Origin of the sequence: Flagellimonas sp. MMG031 (assembly GCF_040112705.1) — a bacterium.
In the GTDB taxonomy this organism is placed as follows: domain Bacteria; phylum Bacteroidota; class Bacteroidia; order Flavobacteriales; family Flavobacteriaceae; genus Flagellimonas.
The window spans coordinates 3,305,024-3,321,059 of record NZ_CP157804.1; the positions used below are offsets into that span (position 1 = coordinate 3,305,024).

16 protein-coding genes are annotated in these 16,036 nt (G+C 44.3%); 11 read left to right on the plus strand and 5 right to left on the minus strand.

The features are described 5' to 3' along the window. Positions 1-156: 156 nt before the first annotated feature. Genes ABNE31_RS14945 through ABNE31_RS14955 form a run of 3 tightly spaced genes read right to left on the minus strand, consistent with a single transcriptional unit; the run spans position 157 to position 3,637 of the window. Entirely contained in the window at positions 157-1,698 is a 1,542-nt protein-coding gene (locus ABNE31_RS14945) for an acyl-CoA carboxylase subunit beta (protein ID WP_349351713.1), read from the minus strand. A 4-nt stretch (positions 1,699-1,702) separates the two neighbouring features. Next, complete coding sequence (accC, locus tag ABNE31_RS14950; RefSeq protein ID WP_349351714.1) at positions 1,703-3,145, minus strand: acetyl-CoA carboxylase biotin carboxylase subunit; 1,443 nt, start codon at positions 3,143-3,145, stop codon at positions 1,703-1,705. Between the two features lie 6 nt (positions 3,146-3,151). After that, positions 3,152-3,637, minus strand: a complete 486-nt coding sequence (locus ABNE31_RS14955; RefSeq protein WP_293284672.1) for an acetyl-CoA carboxylase biotin carboxyl carrier protein subunit — start codon at positions 3,635-3,637, stop codon at positions 3,152-3,154. Positions 3,638-3,831: 194 nt separating this feature from the next. Here ABNE31_RS14955 and udk point away from each other — a divergent pair, with 194 nt between their 5' ends. From udk to ABNE31_RS15010, 11 genes are all read left to right on the plus strand, one after another. Next, positions 3,832-4,440: a uridine kinase gene (gene udk / locus ABNE31_RS14960; RefSeq protein ID WP_349351715.1), complete on the plus strand. Its 609-nt coding sequence runs from the start codon at positions 3,832-3,834 to the stop codon at positions 4,438-4,440. A 1-nt stretch (position 4,441) separates the two neighbouring features. Continuing rightward, positions 4,442-4,774, plus strand: coding sequence for a septum formation initiator family protein (locus ABNE31_RS14965; RefSeq protein ID WP_293284668.1), 333 nt, complete (start codon positions 4,442-4,444; stop codon positions 4,772-4,774). Continuing rightward, on the plus strand, positions 4,767-6,149 hold the full coding sequence (locus tag ABNE31_RS14970; protein ID WP_349351716.1) for a methylmalonyl-CoA mutase subunit beta: 1,383 nt from the start codon (positions 4,767-4,769) through the stop codon (positions 6,147-6,149). Before ABNE31_RS14965 ends, ABNE31_RS14970 begins: the two co-directional genes overlap by 8 nt. Beyond that, positions 6,142-8,214 carry a methylmalonyl-CoA mutase gene (gene scpA, locus ABNE31_RS14975; RefSeq protein WP_349351717.1) on the plus strand — a complete coding sequence of 691 codons (2,073 nt, stop codon included), beginning with the start codon at positions 6,142-6,144 and terminating at the stop codon, positions 8,212-8,214. The genes ABNE31_RS14970 and scpA overlap by 8 nt, the downstream gene beginning before the upstream one ends. Before the next feature lie 134 nt (positions 8,215-8,348). Next, positions 8,349-9,122, plus strand: coding sequence for an AAA family ATPase (locus ABNE31_RS14980; RefSeq protein ID WP_127141470.1), 774 nt, complete (start codon positions 8,349-8,351; stop codon positions 9,120-9,122). After that, a complete protein-coding gene (locus ABNE31_RS14985; RefSeq protein WP_349351718.1) occupies positions 9,123-10,028 on the plus strand; it encodes a ParB/RepB/Spo0J family partition protein in 906 nt (301 codons plus the stop codon). Further along, complete coding sequence (locus ABNE31_RS14990) at positions 10,021-10,677, plus strand: DUF5683 domain-containing protein (protein WP_293284660.1); 657 nt, start codon at positions 10,021-10,023, stop codon at positions 10,675-10,677. Before ABNE31_RS14985 ends, ABNE31_RS14990 begins: the two co-directional genes overlap by 8 nt. A 3-nt stretch (positions 10,678-10,680) precedes the next feature. Beyond that, positions 10,681-11,382 carry a 4-hydroxy-tetrahydrodipicolinate reductase gene (gene dapB / locus ABNE31_RS14995; protein WP_349351719.1) on the plus strand — a complete coding sequence of 234 codons (702 nt, stop codon included), beginning with the start codon at positions 10,681-10,683 and terminating at the stop codon, positions 11,380-11,382. A gap of 49 nt (positions 11,383-11,431) precedes the next feature. Continuing rightward, positions 11,432-13,174 (plus strand): signal peptidase I, encoded by a 1,743-nt coding sequence (lepB, locus tag ABNE31_RS15000; protein WP_349351720.1) that lies wholly within the window; start codon positions 11,432-11,434, stop codon positions 13,172-13,174. A 20-nt stretch (positions 13,175-13,194) separates the two neighbouring features. Next, complete coding sequence (locus tag ABNE31_RS15005; RefSeq protein WP_349351721.1) at positions 13,195-13,827, plus strand: WbqC family protein; 633 nt, start codon at positions 13,195-13,197, stop codon at positions 13,825-13,827. Beyond that, complete coding sequence (locus ABNE31_RS15010) at positions 13,820-14,128, plus strand: DUF6122 family protein (RefSeq protein WP_349351722.1); 309 nt, start codon at positions 13,820-13,822, stop codon at positions 14,126-14,128. The genes ABNE31_RS15005 and ABNE31_RS15010 overlap by 8 nt, the downstream gene beginning before the upstream one ends. On the opposite strand, the gene ABNE31_RS15015 is transcribed toward ABNE31_RS15010, so the two are convergent. Together ABNE31_RS15015 and ABNE31_RS15020 are read right to left on the minus strand one after the other, a co-directional pair. After that, the gene (locus tag ABNE31_RS15015; protein WP_349351723.1) at positions 14,117-15,169 is read right to left on the minus strand and encodes an endonuclease/exonuclease/phosphatase family protein; all 1,053 of its coding nucleotides are present in this window, start codon (positions 15,167-15,169) and stop codon (positions 14,117-14,119) included. The genes ABNE31_RS15010 and ABNE31_RS15015 overlap by 12 nt on opposite strands. A 3-nt stretch (positions 15,170-15,172) precedes the next feature. Further along, positions 15,173-16,036 carry a rhomboid family intramembrane serine protease gene (locus tag ABNE31_RS15020; protein WP_349351724.1) on the minus strand — a complete coding sequence of 288 codons (864 nt, stop codon included), beginning with the start codon at positions 16,034-16,036 and terminating at the stop codon, positions 15,173-15,175.

The following is a 16,036-nucleotide window of genomic DNA, read 5'->3' on the forward strand; positions in this document are numbered from 1 at the left end:
CTCAAAAACCATAAGCCTAAAACCGTTAAAAAATCCTTTGCTTCATGTAGGTCTCGACTACGCTCGACCTGACATCTCGGAAAATCTAAAAACTAAGGTTTTCGAGAAAATCCGTGCCATTCGTGTCAGACCTTAAAGTTGGACCACTTGCCGAGCTTACAACGGAATATTCCCATGCTTTTTCCATGGGGTTTGCACCTCTTTCTTTTCCAGCATGGCAAACGTCTTCAATAATTTGCTTCGGGTATCTTTGGGCAGAATCACCTCATCAATAAAACCACGCTTCGCGGCCCTATAGGGGTTTGCAAACTTATTGGCATACTCCGCTTCCTTTTCCTTGAGTTTGGCTTCTGGGTCGTCGGCTGCGGCAATTTCACGTCTAAAAATGATCTCACTCGCGCCTTTTGCTCCCATGACCGCAATTTCGGCACTGGGCCAGGCATAGTTGAAATCGGCTCCGATATGTTTGGAATTCATCACATCATAGGCGCCACCATAGGCTTTTCGGGTAATTACGGTAACTCTGGGCACCGTAGCCTCACTCAAAGCATAGAGCAATTTGGCACCATGTACGATAATCCCGCTCCATTCCTGGTCCGTTCCGGGCAAAAATCCAGGGACGTCCACCAAGACCAATAAGGGAATATTGAACGAATCACAAAAACGGGTAAATCGCGCCGCCTTGCGCGAGCTTTTTACTCCCAAAACCCCGGCCAGGAACATGGGCTGGTTGGCAATGATCCCGATACTTCGTCCACCCAATCGGGCAAAGCCGGTAATAATATTCTCCGCATACTCCTTATGGATTTCATAAAAGGAATCCGCATCGATAATTCCATTGATCACATCGTGCATGTCATAAGGCTTGTTCGGATTGTCAGGAACAATGTCGGACAGTTCCTCACGGGTTTCATCGCCAAGCTCGTATGGCAATAGCGGAGTGGTTTCCTTATTGTTCTGCGGTAAATAGTCCAAAAGTTTTCTGATATCATCCAAACAGGTAGCATCATTGGCCGAAGTCCTGTGCGCCACCCCGGATTTTACAGCGTGGGTACTGGCACCGCCCAATTCTTCCGAAGTCACGGTCTCGTTGGTTACCGTTTTGACCACGTTGGGCCCTGTCACGAACATATAACTGGTTTCTTCCACCATGATGATGAAATCGGTCATGGCGGGCGAATATACCGCCCCACCGGCACAAGGTCCCATAATGGCCGAAATCTGTGGAATCACCCCGGATGCCTGCACATTTCGATAAAAAATATCGGCATAACCGCCTAGCGATCGTACTCCCTCCTGTATCCGGGCTCCCCCCGAATCATTGAGTCCGATAACGGGTGCGCCTACCTTCATAGCCAAATCCATCACCTTACAGATTTTTTCTGCGTGGGTTTCTGAAAGTGCTCCCCCGAAAACGGTAAAATCTTGGGCGTACACATATACCAACCGTCCATTTACGGTTCCGTAGCCGGTCACCACACCATCGCCATAGTACATTTCCTTATCCATGCCAAAATCGGTGGTACGATGGGTCACCAAAATGCCCATTTCCTCGAAAGAGCCTTCATCCAAAAAGTAGAGCACGCGTTCGCGGGCCGTTAATTTTTTCTTCTGATATTGCTTTTCGATGCGTTTTTCACCACCGCCCAAATGGGCCTGTGCAATTCTGTCCTGTAATTCTTTTATTTTGTGATCCATGGATTCAGTTTGAAGGTAATCGTACTATTTTCTTGTCTTCCAAAAATTGATAAAGGGCAATCATGGCGGCAATTTCCGCTTCGTTGCTTGTTTGTTCCTTTATCATTTCGGGAGCGTAATAATTCTTTACAAAGTGGGTATCAAAATTCCCAGAACGGAAGGCTTCGTGGGCAAACACAAAACTGCCAAAAGGCAAGGTTGCCTGTACTCCTTTTACCTTATAATTTTGAATGGCGTCCAGCATCAGTTCAATCGCTTCCTCTCTTGTTTTACCATAGGTAATCAGCTTGGAAAGCATGGGGTCGTAGTAAATGGGGATATCCATTCCTTCCCGAAAACCATTGTCCACCCGAATTCCCTCTCCCACGGGCAGCTGATAGGTCTCCAGATTCCCAACACTGGGCAAAAAGTCGTTCAAAGGGTCTTCAGCATATACCCGAAGTTCCACGGCGTGTCCATTTATGGTAAGGTCTTCCTGCTTTATGGGCAATTCTTCGCCACGGGCCACTTTTATCTGCAACTCTACCAAGTCTACCCCAGTGATCAATTCAGTCACCGGATGCTCCACTTGTAGACGGGTGTTCATTTCCAAGAAATAAAAATTATGGTCGGCGTCCATCAAAAATTCGACGGTACCGGCACCAATATAGTCACAGGATTTGGCCACTTTACAGGCCGCTTCGCCCATTTCTTTGCGCAATTCGGGCGTTAAAATGGCAGAGGGAGCTTCCTCCACTACCTTTTGGTGACGCCGCTGCACGCTGCATTCCCTTTCAAAAAAGTGCAACACATTCCCATGGGTATCGGCCATTACCTGTACCTCGATATGCCTGGGCGAAGTCACATATTTTTCCACAAAAACGGAGCCGTCGCCAAAGGCGGAAGTGGCCTCACTTATGGCCCGCTTCATCCCGGATTCCAAATCTTCCTCTTTTTCCACAATACGCATTCCTTTTCCACCACCACCGGCAGAGGCCTTGATCAATACGGGATAACCTACTTCGTTGGCAATTTCATGGGCTTTGGCCACATCCGAAATGGCTTCGTCAATACCGGGAACCATGGGAATATCATAGGCTTTTACAGCTTCCTTGGCCGCTAGTTTGCTTCCCATAATTCGGATGGCCTTGGATTTTGGACCAATAAAGGTAATTCCGCTGTTTTCGACGGCTTCGGCAAAATCAGCATTTTCACTTAAAAAGCCATAACCGGGATGGATGCCATCCACTTGGAGTTTTTTGGCCACTTCAATGATCTTGTCCCCTTTGAGATAGGATTTGTTCGAGGGTGCTTCGCCGATACAGACGGCTTCGTCGGCGAACAATACATGGGGAGCGTTTCTGTCGACCTCAGAATAAACGGCAACGGTTTTTATTCCCATTTTTTTGACGGTCTTCATCACCCTTACAGCGATTTCGCCACGATTGGCAATCAATATTTTTTTCATGTTGCTTTATTCAAATTCGATCAACAATTGTTTTTTCTCTACGGCGTCGCCTTTGGATACGCTAACGCTTTTGATTACCCCCTGTCGAGGCGAGGTGATGATGTTTTCCATTTTCATCGCCTCCAAGATCAATAACTGGTCCTCTTCGTTCACCTCCTGTCCTTCTTCCACCAAAATATCCAGAATCAATCCCGGCATGGGCGCTGAAATGGAGTCGATGTTTTTTCCGGCATTCACGGCAAAACCCATTTTTTTGATCAGTTCATCCAAAGGGGTCTGTATAGCGGTTTCGTATTCGCTACCGTTAATGCTAATGGTATAGGTTCCTTTATTGAAGTGGGAATCCAGGATCTTTACGTGGTACGATGTGCCATCCTTCAATAAATGATAGGCCCCATCACCAGTCTTGATCAAATCCAACGAAGAAATCGCATCCTTGGAAAGTGTAAAGTCAAAGTCATCCCCAACCTTGACCGAATAAGAATCATTCATATCAAAAATTTCCATTGGTTAGCTTGATAAATATAAGGGTATTGCATTAGAATTCATACAAAGCTATGGCCGATCGAAACCAATAATTATGACAATGATCATTAATTGCTATCTTAATCTTCCTTAATTATGTTGTGTCGTAATTGGGCAGGAGATGTAATCATTTGTTTATTTTTGATGCCAAAATTTGAACTATGCTGATCTTAGGGATTGCAGGCGGCACGGGATGCGGTAAAACTACGGTGGTGAACCAGATTGTGGAGCAGCTGCCGATGGACGAGGTTGGGGTTATTTCCCAAGATTCCTATTATAACGATCTTTCCCATTTGACCAAGGAAGAAAGGGCCATGGTAAACTTTGATCACCCCAATTCGATAGACTTTGACCTTTTGATCGAGCATATCCAATTGTTGAAAGAGGGAAAAACCATCGATACCCCCATCTATTCCTTTGTGGAAGAGACCCGGATGAAGGAGACCATTCCCACTCCGCCCAGAAAAGTGATGATCGTGGAGGGCATTTTGGTGCTGAGCAACCCTAAGCTTAGGGATATGTTCGATATTAAGATCTTTGTGCATGCCGATTCGGACGAACGCTTGATACGAAGGCTGCAAAGGGACACGCAAGAACGAGGGCATGACCTGAAGAAAGTGCTTACGCGGTATCAAACTGCCGTAAAACCCATGCACCTTCAATTTATAGAGCCGTCAAAGGAGTTTGCCGACATCATTATCCCGAACAACCACTACAATACGGTGGCCGTGGACATTGTAAGGACCATTATCAACAATAAACTCGCGTAGCATGGGCTTAAAGGAATGGAGAAAAAAGAAATGGTTCAAGATCATGACCAATACATATATTTTGGTCCTGACCATTTTTGTGATTTGGATGGCCTTTTTCGACACCAATTCCCTTTTAATCCATTTGGAACTGGAGAATGAAATCGATAAGTTGGAGAAGGAAAAAGAATTTCTGAAAAGCGAGATTGCCAAGGACAAGGAAATCTTGAAAAAGATGTCCGATGAAAGGGAGTTGGAAAAACTCGCCCGCGAAAAATATTACATGAAAAAGGACAACGAAGAAATATTCTTGATCGAGTACGAAGACAGCCTAAAGCACAAAAACGATGACTAAATCCGGCCTATTTAGCGAATTCCCCGAGGTTAGCGCCAAGCAGTGGAAACAAAAAATCCAGATGGACCTTAAAGGTGCCGATTACAACGAGACATTGGTGTGGGAATCGTTGGAAGGCATCAACGTAAAACCGTTCTACCATCCCGAAGACCTGGAAAACATTCCCACCTATCCTCTACCCAAGAACCATGATTGGTCTGTTGGTCAATCCATTTATGCGGGTGATGCGCAAAAAGCCAATGCCAAAGCTCAGGAAATCCTAAAAAAAGGGGTGGAAAGTCTGATTTTTACGGTTCCCAATGAGGAAATCGATTTTGACGCTTTGTTGTCGGGAATAATTCTGAAAGACATCCAACTCTATTTCAACTTTGAGTTTTTGGCCCTGGAACCCATCCAAAAATTAGTGTCTCTCCTCAAAAGCAAAAATGCAAAAGCCCATTTGAACGTCGACATTGTTGGACATTTGGCCAAAGAGGGCAACTGGTACCATACATTAGAGAAAGACCACGACATTTTTGATCATCTGGTGAAGCTCGGTACTTCGGATATTTCAATCGTAGGAATCGATATCTCACACTATCAAAATGCGGGCGCCAACATGGTACAGCAGCTGGCCTATGGCATGGCCCATGCCAATGAGTATCTTAACCATGTCTCCTCGAACGGACTCGAGAAGTCTTTCCCAGTTACCTTTACCGTAGCTGTGGGCGGCAACTATTTCTTTGAAATAGCCAAATTGAGGGCACTGCGGTGGCTTTGGACCAGTTTGGCATCGGAATATGGCATCAAAAGCGGTTGTCATATCCTGGCAATCCCATCCAAGCGCAACAAAACACTCTACGATTACAATGTGAACATGCTCCGAACCACGTCAGAATGCATGTCGGCAGTATTGGGCGGGGCGGATACGGTTTGTAATCTACCCTACGATGCCCTCTACCACAAAGACAACGAATTTGGGGAACGCATTGCACGAAACCAATTGTTACTGTTGAAAGAAGAAAGTTATTTGGCCGGAGCATCCCAAATTGCAACAGGTTCCTATTACATCGAATCACTTACGCACCAATTGGCTGAAAAAGCCCTTGCCCTTTTCAAGAAATTGGAAAAAGGAGGTGGATTTTTGGATGGGTTAAAAAAGGGAACCATCCAACAAAAAATAAAGGAGAGCGCCGAAAAGGAACAACAGCTTTTTGATGAGGGAAAAATTGTTTCGTTGGGTACCAATACCTACCAAAATCCTGAAGATCGGATGAAGGACAGTCTCGAGCTTTACCCTTTTGTAAAGACCAAAGCGAGAAAAACCATCATTGAACCCATTATTGCGAGAAGATTAGCTGAAACTTCCGAACAAAAAAGATTGAACAATGAGTAGAAAAGACCTTCAACAACTGGAATTGGCTGTCAGTTCGAGCGCTGTCGAGACCCAAAATTACGAGCACGAAAATTTCGCAGCAGGCATCTCTCCCTTTTTGCGTGGCCCCTACTCCACCATGTACGTCCGTCGACCATGGACCATTCGCCAATACGCAGGTTTTTCCACCGCCCAGGAAAGCAATGCGTTTTACAGAAGAAACCTGGAAGCTGGACAAAAAGGGCTTTCCGTAGCTTTTGACCTACCCACGCACCGTGGGTATGATTCCGACAATGACCGAGTAGTTGGCGATGTGGGTAAAGCTGGGGTTGCCATAGATTCCATTGAGGACATGAAGATTTTGTTCAACGGTATCCCCTTGGATAAAATGTCCGTTTCCATGACCATGAACGGTGCGGTAATCCCCATAATGGCCTTTTATATCGTTGCGGGTTTGGAACAAGGCGTTTCCATGGAACAGCTATCCGGGACCATACAAAACGATATTTTAAAGGAGTTCATGGTGCGGAACACCTATATTTATCCGCCAACGCCATCGATGCAAATCGTAGCGGACATTTTTGAGTTTACCAGCAAGAACATGCCCCGTTTCAACAGCATCAGTATTTCGGGCTACCACATGCACGAAGCAGGAGCTCCCGCAGCTATGGAATTGGCCTACACTTTGGCCGATGGGGTGGAATATATTCGAACTGGGATACAGGCAGGTCTCAAAATCGATGAATTTGCACCAAGGCTTTCCTTTTTCTGGGGAATTGGGATGAATCATTTTGTGGAAATCGCCAAAATGCGTGCGGGAAGGATGCTTTGGGCCAAGATGGTGCAACAGTTCAACCCTCAAAACGATAAATCCTCAATGCTCCGTACCCACAGCCAAACCAGCGGATGGAGCTTGACCGAACAGGACCCTTTCAATAATGTGGCCAGAACGACTATTGAAGCCATGGCTGCTGCCTTTGGTGGAACACAAAGCCTGCACACCAATGCTTTGGACGAGGCCATTGCCTTACCCACAGATTTCTCGGCACGTATTGCACGCAACACGCAAATCTATCTGCAACAAGAGACCCATATTACCCGAACCGTAGATCCTTGGGCCGGTAGTCAAAAAGTAGAAGAATTGACCCATGAAATTGCCGAACATGCATGGGAATTGATTCAAGAGGTGGAAAAATTAGGGGGAATGACCAAAGCCATCGAAAAAGGTATCCCTAAAATGCGGATTGAGGAAGCCGCAGCCAAAAAACAGGCACGTATCGATAGTGGCCAAGATGTCATTGTTGGCGTCAATAAATACCGACTGGAAAACGAAGACGAGCTGCAAATCTTGGAAGTGGATAATGCCAAAGTACGCAAGCAGCAAATGGCACGTTTGGAACAAATCCGCAGCACAAGAGACTCTGAAAAAGTAGAACAGGCCCTAGAAGCCATTCGAATCGCAGCCAAAAAAGCCTCGGAGAACAACACCGACCGTGGAAATTTGTTAGCTTTAGCCATTGAAGCTGCCAAAGAACGTGCTACGCTAGGCGAAATCAGCGATGCCATGGAAAGTGCCTTTGGACGGTATAGAGCAAAAATCCAATCCTTTACCGGAGTGTATTCCAAAGAAATCAAAAACGACGAAAGTTTTGAAAATGCCCGTAAGTTGGCCGATGCCTTTGCCGAACAGGAAGGGCGTAGACCACGGATAATGGTGGCCAAAATGGGTCAAGACGGTCACGATCGTGGCGCCAAAGTGGTAGCCACTGGCTATGCAGATCTCGGTTTTGATGTGGATATTGGTCCTCTATTTCAGACTCCCGCCGAGGTGGCCAAACAGGCCGTGGAAAACGATGTACACGTGCTCGGTATTTCCTCCTTGGCCGGTGGACATAAAACCTTGGTTCCCGAAGTAATTCAAGAACTCAAAAAATACGGTCGGGAAGATATCATGGTGATTGTAGGAGGGGTGATTCCAAAGCAGGATTACAAACATTTGCTGGACAACGGTGCGGTGGCAGTATTTGGACCGGGCACCAAGATTGCCGATGCGGCCACAGAAATTCTGAACATCCTTCTGGATTAGGATTCGTAACCATCTTGTGCCTAAAAGTTTAACTTTATTTAACGCAGCATAGCAGGTTTATTCACCCCCTGTTAACAAATTACATTTTATCGCATCTTAAATAATCGTATTTTTAACGCCTAACTTACTATGAAATGGGCAAGATTATTGCAATAGCAAACCAAAAGGGTGGTGTTGGAAAAACAACCACTACGGTTAACCTTGCAGCCTCTCTGGGCGTATTGGAAAAAAAAGTACTGCTGATTGATGCAGACCCCCAAGCCAATGCTACCTCTGGATTGGGCATTGATGTGGATTCCGTGGAGAACGGAACCTACCAGCTTTTGGAACATACCATGAGCGTTGAAGAAGTAACGGTTACCACAGACTCCCCAAATGTTGACCTAGTCCCTGCTCACATTGACCTTGTGGCCATCGAAATCGAATTGGTGGACAAGGACAACAGGGAGTATATGATGAAAGAAGCCCTGAAGAATCTGGGTGACAAGTACGATTTTGTATTGATCGACTGTGCGCCATCGTTGGGATTGCTCACGTTGAACGCGCTTACCGCAGCCGATTCGGTAATGATTCCGATTCAATGCGAGTACTTTGCCTTGGAAGGCCTTGGAAAGTTATTGAACACCGTAAAAAGTGTACAGAAAATACATAACAACGATTTGGACATCGAAGGAATGTTGTTGACCATGTACGATTCTAGGTTACGACTTTCCAACCAAGTGGTTGAAGAAGTGAAAAAGCACTTTGCGGATATGGTTTTTGATACCATCATCCAGAGAAACGTTAGGCTGAGCGAGGCCCCAAGTTATGGCGAAAGCATTATAAAATATGATGCCAGTAGTAAAGGTGCCTCCAATTACCTTAACTTGGCCAACGAAATTTTGAAGAAAAACAAGGAGAAAGTTTAGATGGCGAAAGCAACAAAAAAACAGGCGTTGGGAAGAGGCCTGTCCGCTCTTTTGAATGATCCGGACAATGATATTAAATCAGTTTCGGATAAAAATGCGGACAAGGTCATTGGAAATGTAGTAGAACTGGACATCAATTCCATTGAAGTCAATCCTTTTCAGCCACGTTCCAATTTTAACGACGAAACCCTTGAAGAACTGGCCAGTTCCATTCGCGAGCTTGGCATTATACAGCCTATTACGGTACGAAAACTGGATTTCAACAAATTCCAGCTGGTCTCTGGGGAACGTAGGTTCCGTGCCTCCAAGTTGGTGGGATTGGAAACCATTCCTGCCTATATCCGTATTGCCAACGACCAAGAATCCTTGGAAATGGCTTTGGTGGAGAATATCCAAAGGCAAGATTTGGACCCCATCGAAATCGCTTTGTCCTATCAGCGACTTATTGATGAGATTGAAATCACGCAAGAAAAATTGAGCGATCGTGTGGGCAAAAAGCGTTCAACCATTACCAATTACCTGCGTCTGCTTAAACTTGACCCTATTATTCAAACGGGAATGCGTGATGGGTTCATCAGCATGGGCCATGGTAGGGCGCTTATCAATATTGATAAGAAAAAAGACCAAATCGCCATTTACGAGAAAGTGGTTTCCGAAGGTTTGTCCGTAAGGGCCACGGAGCAACTGGTGAAAGCAAGAAAAGAACCTGAAAGTGGAGGTTCCGTCAAGAAAAAATCCACCCAAGACGTACCCGAATTCGTTTCCAAAAGTCTTGATTCCATTAAAGAACGGCTTGCGACCAAAGTAGATATTACCACATCCAAAAACGGAAAAGGAAAAATTGTGATACCCTTCCACTCGGAAGAAGACTTTAAGCGTATCAAAAAATTATTGACAGGTGAATAAAAACCTCCTTTTATTGCTCTTTTCCTTTTTGTGGTTGCAGTTAGGTTTTTCTCAAGAAGAAGAGAAAAAGGAAAACGAAAAGCAACCTCAGCAGACCCAAGAGGCAGACTCCCTTGCACAAAACATGAAAGGGAAAGGCGTCACTTTTGAAGAGGTTACAAAGCAAGAGAACATCAATCCGCTGGCGCCCAGCAAAGCAGCCTTCTATTCTGCTATTCTGCCCGGTCTTGGTCAAATTTACAATAAGCGATATTGGAAAGCACCCATTGTCTGGGGAGCCATGGGAACCGGAATTTATGTGTACTCCTTCAATAACACCGAATATAGAAGAGCCCGAAATGCGTTTAAACGGCGGCTGGCCGGCTTTGAGGACGACGAGTTCTTTGACCTGAATGGGGATGGCGTTGGTCCCGACGTGTCTTCCGAAGCCTTGCAATCGGCTCAAGAAAATACGCAACGGGACAGGGACTTGGCCTTGGTAATTACCATAGCACTCTACGCCTTGAACATCATCGATGCCAACGTGGATTCCCATTTAAAGCAATATAATGTAAGTGATGATTTGGCGGTGGATTTTAACCCCGTAATAGACATCAATCCATTTACCAACGACCTTAACTATGGCATGGCCATGGTGATAAAATTTTAGCGTATGAAGATTGCTCTTTTCGGATATGGCAAAATGGGAAAAATGATTGAGCAAATCGCTCAAGAACGGGGCCATACCATTGTAGCAAAAATTGATGACCCCATACAAGATGTGGATTACAGCTCCATAGACGTTGCCATTGATTTCAGTACCCCCGAAGCTGCTTTTGATAACATTACCAACTGCTTTACAAACCAGGTACCGGTAATCAGCGGCACCACGGGGTGGTTGGACCGGTTTTCACAAGCCGTGCGTATCTGTGAAGAAAACAAGAGTGCTTTTATCTCTGCCTCCAACTTCAGTTTGGGCGTTAATCTCTTTTTTGAACTCAATAAAAAGTTGGCCCAAATGATGTCGACCGTGGAGCAATATCATGTTTCCATGGAGGAAATACATCACACCCAAAAACTGGATGCACCTAGTGGAACGGCCATTACCTTAGCCGAAGGCATTATCGAAAACAGTTCCTACGAGAACTGGAAACTGGATGAATCCGGCGACAAAACCATCCCAATAAAATCCATCAGGGAGGGCATGGTACCGGGAACGCACACCATTTTTTATAAAAGCCCCGTGGACACCATCGAGATAAAGCACGAAGCGCACAACAGGGAAGGTTTTGCATTGGGTGCGGTTATCGCAGCCGAATGGATTCAGGGAAAAACAGGTGTGTTCACCATGAAGGACGTGTTAAACCTAAGCTAAAAAACGTAACAACAATTTAGGCCGAGAGTCTAACAAAGAAATATGTATTATGGACGGAATTCAGTGGATTATTTTTATTCTGATAATTCAGGTCATCCATTTCTTGGGAACTTGGAAACTCTACGTTAAAGCCGGAAGAAAGGCATGGGAAGCCGCCATACCCGTGTATAATGGGATTATTTTGATGAAAATCATCAACAGGCCTTCGTGGTGGGTCATTTTATTGTTCATTCCCATCATCAATTTATTGATGTTCCCCGTGGTATGGGTGGAAACCATCCGAAGCTTTGGCAAAAACTCATTGGTAGACACCTGGTTGGTGATACTGACGCTTGGTTTTTACATTTTTTATATCAACTACGCTGAAGATGTACAATACATTGAAGACCGCAGCCTAAAACCAAAAACAGGTCTGGGCGAATGGGTAAGTTCCATTGTATTTGCAATCGTAGCCGCAACCTTTGTCCATACTTACTTTATCCAACCCTACGTGATACCCACAGGGTCTTTGGAACGTACACTTCGTGTGGGCGATTTCTTGTTTGTGAGCAAGTTCCACTATGGGGCTCGCGTACCTATGACCACCTTGGCCGCACCCATGGTACATGATACACTTCCTGTGCTCAAAACCCGCTCATATTTGGCCGACGTCAATCCAGAAACCTACAAAACTTCTTGGATCAACAAACTGCAATTGCCATACATGCGATTGCCCGGGTTTGAAAAAGTGGAGAAAAACGATATTGTCGTCTTTAGTTTGCCAGCGGATACCTTGTATCAGTTTTTCAAGGCACAAAAAGCGGTCATCAAGCCCATCGACAAAAAATCGAACTACGTAAAACGATGCGTGGGAACCCCTGGGGATTCTTTGGAAGTCATCAACGGATATGTCTACATCAATGGGGAACAGCTTCAACTGTCTGACAGGGCAAAACCGATGTACGTTTACGAAATTTACGCTAAAAATGGCGTCTCCAGTAGATATTTGGAAGAAGTGGACGCATCAGATTATGTCCGCAAATATATCGCTACTAACATCAATGAAGCGCAGTACAATGCTTTGGCCCCCTTTATTTCAGGTGGAAGGCCAGCTGGAGATGGCAAAATTGAATTGTTCACACAGGAGCAGGGAATCCCTACCGAGGTTATCCGTCAATTAAGGCTTTCCCTTAGCGAAGAAAAACCACGTTCCCGAATGGCGAACCTCACCCACGATATGGTGACGGCGCTCAGAAATAATCCCGCTATTGATTCCGTGGTTCAAACTGTAGAGCCCAAAGGCATGTACGGAGGAAACACCTTTCCGCAAAAGCCGAATCTATATCCTTGGAACAACGACAACTTTGGTCCTATTTACATTCCAAAAGCAGGAACTACCGTAGCCATCAATTCAAGGACTATTCCATTGTACAAGAAAATCATTCGCGATTACGAGCATAATGATGTAAAGGTTACTGGCACCAAAGTGCTCATTAATGGCGAAGAAGCCGATTCGTACACCTTTAAGCAGGATTACTATTGGATGATGGGCGACAACCGCGACCACTCCGAAGATAGCAGGACTTGGGGGTACGTTCCGGCAGACCACATTGTGGGGAAACCTGTGTTCCTTTGGATGAGTTTCGACAATTTTAGGCAAGGTATCGCCAATTGGAGAGTACGATGGGACCGTGTGTTCACCACCGTTGGGGGAAGTGGCCAACCTGTTTCCTACTTCTGGTACTTCATCGGACTTTTGGCCGCTTGGTTCATTTTTGATTTCGTCCGAAAACGAAAGAAGAAAAACGCATAAGATTATAAAACCGAAGTTCCTTGAAAATTCTTGTCCACCCTTCCTATTTTCCAAGTATTGCCACCTTTGCGGCTATTGTTCAGCATGAGGTGATTTGGGAGGCGAAGGACAATTTTCAAAAACAGACCTACCGCAACCGTTGCTACATTGCTACGGACAAGGGCAAGCATATGCTCAACATTCCCATACAACATGTAGGCGGAAAAGAAGGGCGTCAAAAATATGCAGATGTCACCACCGAGAATAGCTACAATTGGAAAAAGGAACACTGGAGGACCTTGGAAACGGCTTACAGAACCTCTCCTTTTTTTGAGTTTTATGAGGATGACATTAAACCGCTTTATGAAGGAGATGAGGATGTACTCTATGATTTCAATCTAAAGACCATTGAAGCCGTTGCAGGGTGTATAGGGATTGGCGTACCCCATGAAAAAACCACGATTTACGAAGTGCGACCAGAAGTTTACTTCGATGCCCGTTTTTTGGTAGAGGCCAAAAAAGAAAAAGACTGGTCTATGGAGCCCTACCCGCAGGTGTTTGAGGAGCGACATGGCTTTATTCCCAATTTGAGCATTTTGGACCTGTTGTTCAATGAAGGCACCAATGCCCTCGACTACCTGAAAGATTTCCCTTTAGATTTGCAACATGCTTAGGCACTTTATCCATTATGGCATTCATTTTTTGGTGCCCATACTCATTGCGTTCTGGTTTTTTAAGGGCAATCGCATCAAGGTTGCATTGATTCTTCTAGCTGGAATTCTGATTGATGTTGATCATTTTTGGGCCGACCCCCTTTTTGACCCTCAGCGCTGCAGCGTAGGGTTTCACTTCTTGCACAGTTATTGGGCCATTGCCCTCTATGCCATCTTACCATTTTTTAAACCTACCCGGATAATCGGATTGGCTTTGATTATCCATATTATCGCAGATTCCATGGATTGCCTATTGATGTGATGTCAATCGTAAGGTGGCCATAACCGGATAGTGATCGGATAAGTGTTGGTCAAAGTTTTGATGGGAAAGTACCTCGAAGTTTTCATCGGCCAGGATATAGTCAATACGGAGAGGAAACTTCCATAAATCATAAGTACGCCCAAAACCTTTTCCCTTTTCAAGAAAGGTATCCTGTAAGTCTCCTTTTATTATTTTATAAACGTTGGAATATTGTGTATTGTTAAAGTCACCAACCACAATTTTTTTATATGGTGTAGCATCCATATTTTCTTTTACCAGTTTAGCTTGCTCATATTGCTTTAACATTACCCTACCGGATTTCTCAAACAATTTTGATGACTCTTCATTTTGAATAGTTCGAAGACCTGGAACAATTCTATACGATTGCAAATGTAAGTTATATACTCGGACAGTGTCTTCTTCGACTAAAAGATCTGCGTAAATTGCATTATTAGAGCTGTTAGGAAAATTTATGGAATCGATATGAACTATCGGGTACTTGGAATAAATAGACTGTATTACTTTATCTCTACCTTCGCCGTAAACAAAATCCACAAACTTATACTTGTATTGACTCAATGCATTGTTACGTTTCATAGAGTATAATGTTTCTTGAAAGCAAACAATATCTGGGTCATGTACTGCAACAAAATGATATATACTATCTTCTATTCCCTCAGTCTTTAATTGTTTTAATTCATTGAAACTCCGAGCATTGAAAGACATCAATGATAAAGTTTTATCCTTTTTCAAATCTGAATTATCCTCAATATTATAAAATTGATAAAATGACCCGAGCAACAAATACCATAATACCAATAGAAAACAGGACAACATAAAATTCCTTTTCCTTTTTAATAACCAATAAACAACAAAAAGTAAGTTTAACAAGACAACAAATGGCACTATTAAGCTTACTAGGGCCAGGAAAGAAATTAGTTGGGCAGGCACATAAGGCACTATCAATGAGATAGCCAATACCAAGGCTACCAAGATATTTATAGTAAAGATAATTTTATCAAAAAATGAGATATTTTTCACACTTTAGTCTTCCTTACCGGCCTTGAACAAAAAGTCCTTTTCTTCCTTTGACAAGCTTTCGTAACCAGATTTGCTGATTTTGTCCAAGATGGAATCTATTTTCTTCTGCTTGGCCTGCTTGTCATAATAGGCCTTACTGGTAGTCGATGTCCTGTTTTTGTACACCGTTTTCATAGGGGCCTTCTTCTCTCTGGGTTTGAATAGGTTGGCAATACCGTTCCTCATCGTCGTAAACCCCGCCCCAATATCGTTCCCTTTGAAAAGTTGACGGGCATACACATAACCCAAGAAAGCTCCGCCCAAATGGGCCATACCCCCACCAATGTTATCACCCATGCCAATAAGCACCAAATCCTTGACTACCAAGGCCACTCCAATGTACCACAGTTTGATATTAAAGAAAATCACCCGCACCTCTTGATTGGGAATGTAGGCGCAAACAAATATCAAAACGGCGTTTACTCCTGCCGAAGCCCCTACCAATGCCGTATTGGAATTGACCAAGGTGGGAAACACATTATAACTGAGCAAAAATAGAAGTCCGCCCAACATCAAACCCAAAAAGTAGACATTGATGAAGCGTTGTTCATCGAACAGGTTCAAGAAAATCCTGCTCGCAAAATAAAGTATGAGCATGTTCCAAAAAATATGCCCCAGACCTGCATGGAAAAAAGAATAGGTGACCAAGGACCACGGCTGGACCAAAAACTCAAAAAAATCTTTTGGCAAATGGAACCATTTGGAAAAAGAATAGCCCAACAAGGCACCTGAAAGACCGTCAAGTAAAAATATAAGTACGTTAACGGCTATCAGTTTTTCCGCAATGCTCAGCCTAGCAAACTGGTATCGAAGTCCTCCGTTCATCAT